The 4,555-nt window shown below is 46.5% G+C and carries 5 protein-coding genes; 4 read left to right on the forward strand and 1 reads right to left on the reverse strand.

Annotated elements, in window-relative coordinates; genetic code table 11:
- Positions 1 to 396 (forward strand): ATP-binding domain-containing protein (locus tag AB5H98_RS12735; protein ID WP_367926270.1); only part of this gene is annotated, 396 nt, incomplete at its 5' end.
- Positions 393 to 1,064 carry a ComF family protein gene (locus AB5H98_RS12740; RefSeq protein WP_367926271.1) on the forward strand — a complete coding sequence of 224 codons (672 nt, stop codon included), beginning with the start codon at positions 393 to 395 and terminating at the stop codon, positions 1,062 to 1,064. The genes AB5H98_RS12735 and AB5H98_RS12740, both read left to right, overlap by 4 nt.
- Positions 1,065 to 1,100: 36 nt before the next feature.
- Here the strand turns inward: AB5H98_RS12740 and spoIID are convergent, their stop codons facing one another.
- Positions 1,101 to 2,108: a stage II sporulation protein D gene (gene spoIID, locus AB5H98_RS12745; RefSeq protein ID WP_367926272.1), complete on the reverse strand. Its 1,008-nt coding sequence runs from the start codon at positions 2,106 to 2,108 to the stop codon at positions 1,101 to 1,103.
- 137 nt (positions 2,109 to 2,245) lie between these two features.
- On the opposite strand from spoIID, the gene AB5H98_RS12750 reads away from it, so the two are divergent.
- Both AB5H98_RS12750 and AB5H98_RS12755 read left to right on the forward strand, forming a co-directional pair.
- The gene (locus AB5H98_RS12750) at positions 2,246 to 3,604 is read left to right on the forward strand and encodes a citrate synthase (RefSeq protein ID WP_367926273.1); all 1,359 of its coding nucleotides are present in this window, start codon (positions 2,246 to 2,248) and stop codon (positions 3,602 to 3,604) included.
- Positions 3,604 to 4,416, forward strand: coding sequence for a hypothetical protein (locus tag AB5H98_RS12755; RefSeq protein WP_367926274.1), 813 nt, complete (start codon positions 3,604 to 3,606; stop codon positions 4,414 to 4,416). Before AB5H98_RS12750 ends, AB5H98_RS12755 begins: the two co-directional genes overlap by 1 nt.
- Positions 4,417 to 4,555: the final 139 nt, after the last annotated feature.

Here is a 4,555-nt window from a genome sequence, read left to right on the forward strand (position 1 = left end):
TATCCTCGTCCCGACGGTGGGGAAGATGGTGCAGGCGCATTCAATGGGGATATGGGCGTGATTGAATCTGTAGATGTACGCGCAGGAAGCGTCACTGTTCGCAGTGAAGATCGGCGTATTGTTTATACTTCTGAATTTTTGCGTGAGTTGGAACCAGCCTATGCCGTGACCATTCATAAAAGTCAGGGAAGCGAGTTCCCGGCGGTGATTGTGCCGGTCATGGATGTGCCACCAAAACTTTGCTATCGAAATCTTCTTTATACAGGAGTGACTCGGGCGAAGAATCTTTGTGTGTTGGTAGGACACAGTCGTGAAGTAGTCCAAATGGTTCACAGCGTGAGACGAAATAAACGGTTTTCTTGTCTTGCAAACCTTTTGCAGGAGGAGCAAGAATGAAAGAACTTTTGAAAACGCTTTTCCTTCCGCCACGCTGTCCTTATTGCAATGAGGTTTTGGGATTTATCCCTGAATGTGAAAAGTGTAAAATAAAACTGCCGGAATTGCGTTGTATTCCAGACCCAATTGAACGAGACGATGTTCATTTCATAAAAGAAGCTTACGCAGTTTATTACTACAGATATCCTATTAAAAATGCAATTTGGCGATTGAAGTACAACGATGAACCGGAACTTGCAGATGTTTTCGGTGTTGAGATGGCAAAACTGGTTCAACAGTTTGCGTTAAATCCTAGTTTGATTGTGCCTGTTCCTGCACGAAAGAAAAAGATTCGGGCTCGGGGATATTCTGCGCAGGCCCTTTTGGCCGAGCGAATTGGAAAAGAATTGAATATTCCGGTGAGCAATGAGGTGCTGGAGAAGATTATGGATACGCAGGACCAGCATCATTTGTCCGAGAGAGAAAGAAAAGTGAATTTGCTTGGAGCATTTGAGGTGCGAGATTTTAGAACGGTAAGGGGAAAACGAATTTTACTGGTGGACGATGTGTTCACCACCGGTGCAACGGTAGATGAGTGTGCTAAAATGCTTTTGGCAGCCGGAGCAGTTCGGTGTGATGTGGTTTGCTTTGCCGAGGCGGAAGAAAAAACACAATTTGGGGTTGTTTAGTAAAAAAGCGCGGCCTACTGGCCGCGCTTTCGCTTTTTAACCATTCAATTCGGTTCCGGGGTAATAATAGGACAAAATTTCAGCATAGGTTTTTCCATTGAGAGCCATAGCGCTTGCTCCGTATTGGCTCATCCCGACACCATGTCCGTAACCATGTGTGGTAATTGAGAAGACCTTGTCCTCGGTATATGTAATCGTGAAGGCAGCGCTTCGAAGGGCGAGAGCGTTTCTTACATCTGGTCCCTTACATACGACTTGGCCAATGTGGACATTTTTTACATAACCAGCAGGCGAGAGTTCCAGTTGGGTAAACCACTGGGATGGATCACCGGATAAATCCAATCCCGCAAAGCTGGAAGAAAGGTATTCCGACACCTCTTGTGCAGTCATGGTGATGGTTTGTTCGTAATCCGGACTTTGAAGATCTAGAGAAGAGTCTACGCTGACAAGATAAGGCAGTGCAGAACCCCACACGTTTTCACTGGATTCTGTCATTCCATTGCTGATCGCATGATAGCATGTGAGCGCTGGCTGACCGTCGTAAAGGAGAACCTTGTCTAAAACAGGAGCGACCACGCTTTCCAAACGCGCTTTGTTTTCTTCATAATCTTCTCCCCAAAGGCTTTGCATTACTTCATCGGTGACAAATCCCAGCCTTCGCACTGGATCCGCTTTGAAGTAAGCACCTTTCAAAGTCGGATCAGAGCCGTCGCACTGAGCCTTGACAGCTAGGGCATAGCTATGTGCTGCCACCGCCTGCGCGCGAAGAGCCTCGTCGGGATAGGATATGGGCATCTCCGCCGCTACGGCTCCCAGGACATAGTCGTGTATGGATACCGTCATGACGGTATCGGTGTCTTCATCCAAAATCAGAAGGGATTCTTCGCTGTTCTCGTCCAAAGCGGAATTGGCACTGGACAAATCGTTTTGGAAAATGGATGAGGAACTTGCTTTGTCAGAATTTTGCGGGATGAAAAGTGTGATCATCGGCAAAAGATAGACCAGCAGGGCGAACAGAAGGATCAAGGGCAAAGTCTTTTTCATTTGTATTTCCTCCATTTTTTCTCCTCGCCTATGCTGTCCCTTGTTTTTTATTGCGGTATCTTGTACAATAAATTCATATGTAATTCATTGCGGAATTACGAATAGAGGGAAGAAAATCACAGGGAAGGAGAATCCATATGTCTGTCAACCAGAATCTTGAGAAGACAGGCTCTGCTGCATACCTATGCGAGGAGTATCTGAAAAATAACTTCATTGATCCTGCGACGTGTGAACGTTTAGGTGTGAAACGAGGGCTCAGAAATCCGAATGGGACCGGTGTTTTGGCTGGCCTGACCAATGTCTGCGATGTAGTGGGATACGATCTTGTGGACGGAAAGCCGGTGCCGGCTCCCGGAAAATTGATTTATCGTGGCATTGATGTCGCGGACATCGTTGAGGCAGCGTACAAAGAGGACCGGTTTGTTTTCGAGGAGGTCATTTGGCTACTTTTGTTTGGTAGTTTGCCCAATTCGAAGGACCTTGCGCGTTTTCGGCGAATTTTGGAGGAAAACCGGGCTTTGCCGGATAATTTCGCCGAAGATATGATTATGAAAGCACCGTCGCCCAATATTATGAATAAGATGGCGCGAAGTGTTTTGGCTCTGTATTCGTACGACGATGCTCCTGAGGATATGTCGCTGGCGAATATTCTGGCACAGAGCATTGGCTTGATTGCAAGTTTGCCAACGATTATGGTAAATGCTTATCAAATTAAGCGTCGTGTTTATGACCGACAAAGCATGTACTTGCATTTGCCCATTCCGGGCCAGAGCACGGCTGAGCATATCTTATCCACATATCGTGCAGATCAGAAGTTTACAAAAGAAGAAGCTCGTCTTTTGGATTTGTGCCTAGTCCTGCATGCAGATCATGGTGGCGGTAACAACTCTACATTTGCGTGCCGAGTTCTGTCGTCTTCCGGAACAGATACTTATTCGGCCATTGCTGCAGCTATTGGAAGTTTGAAAGGACCGAAACATGGTGGCGCAAACCATAAGGTTATGCAGATGCTGGACCATATGAAAGAAGAGGTCCACGATTACTACGATGACGATGAAATTCGGATGTATTTGCGCAAGCTTCTGTGTAAAGAGGCGGGCGATCGCTCCGGGTTAATTTATGGAATGGGCCATGCGGTCTACACCCAAAGTGACCCTCGTGCAGTCATTTTGCGCAGTCATGCAGGTGGTTTGGCTCATGAAAAAGGGTTTGATGATGAGTTCCATCTGCTATGTGCTGTAGAGCGCTTGGGACCGTCGATCATCGAGGAGATGAAAGGCAAGGCAGCTTGTGCTAATGTTGACTTGTTCTCTGGATTGATTTACCGGATGCTGGGCATCAGCGACGATTTGTTTACACCGCTGTTTGCTATCAGCCGTATTCCTGGTTGGTGTGCACATCGTGTGGAGGAAGTGGTGTTTGCCAATCGTATCATTCGACCTGCTTATAAGTATCTGGGAAAAGAGCAGAAATACATTCCCCTAGAGGCACGCTGATGAAAAAAATCTTTTCTGTTGCGGCACTGGCTGTGAGTGCAGTACTGGGAGTACTTTATTTGTTGAGTCTTTTATGGTGGACGGATCCTTCTACCGGATTTGTTACCTGGGGAGGAACGCAAACGCGTTATTTCGCGATGTTGTTTCCGGTGTTGTTGGCTTTTTGTGTTGGGCGAGCCACATCCGCAAAGGTACGCTTTCGAAATGCTTGGCGGTCCACCAAAGTGCTGCTCCCGGTATCTATGGCAAGTGCAGTCTATGGTTTTATGACCATTTTTTCGGTATTGTTTGGAGCACAAACGCCTTCTAGAAGTCATCATTTGACTGCTACACTTGCTTTGTTGGGCGATTTGGCAGAGTTGCTTTTGGCAGTCCTGTTCCTTTTGTTTAGCCTTTGGGGAATTTTGATTTTTTTAGGCGGCCATCAGGGACAGACGAGCGCTTCGCTGTACCTCGGCCTTGCAGGCAGCACAGCGTTTTTCTTGCATACGGTGTTATGCTTTTTAATGCAGCCTGCAAGCCTTTACCGTATCCCACCTGTTGTGGAAATCCTTGCGGCACTTGCAGCATTGGTGTTTGTAAGTACCTATCTGAAGGTATATTATTTGCCAGAACAGCAGGGGAGTGTACGTGGCGTATGTCGAAACGGACTACTTGCATTTTTCTTTTGCACTTGTTTGGAGACACCTCAGGCCATTTGGCAATTTGCAAATGGAGAAGGTTCCTTGCTTAATCTTTTGCTGGGAATTGTGCTGGGGTTGGTGGGCCTTTGGGGAGCAATGGTATCTTCGAAGGTTTCATGGAATTGCTGAAAATAAAAACAGTGCCCGATATTCGTTCGGGCACTGTTTTTTAATTCTTATTTCGAATCAAAAGATTTTTACCGCCGTTTTCAAGCGGTTCGTATTTCGTTTCAAAAGCCTTGGTGTAATCCACAAGTTTGTGTAATTT

The sequence above is a fragment of the uncultured Ruthenibacterium sp. genome, assembly GCF_963558415.1.
Taxonomy (GTDB): Bacteria; Bacillota; Clostridia; order Oscillospirales; family Ruminococcaceae; genus Ruthenibacterium.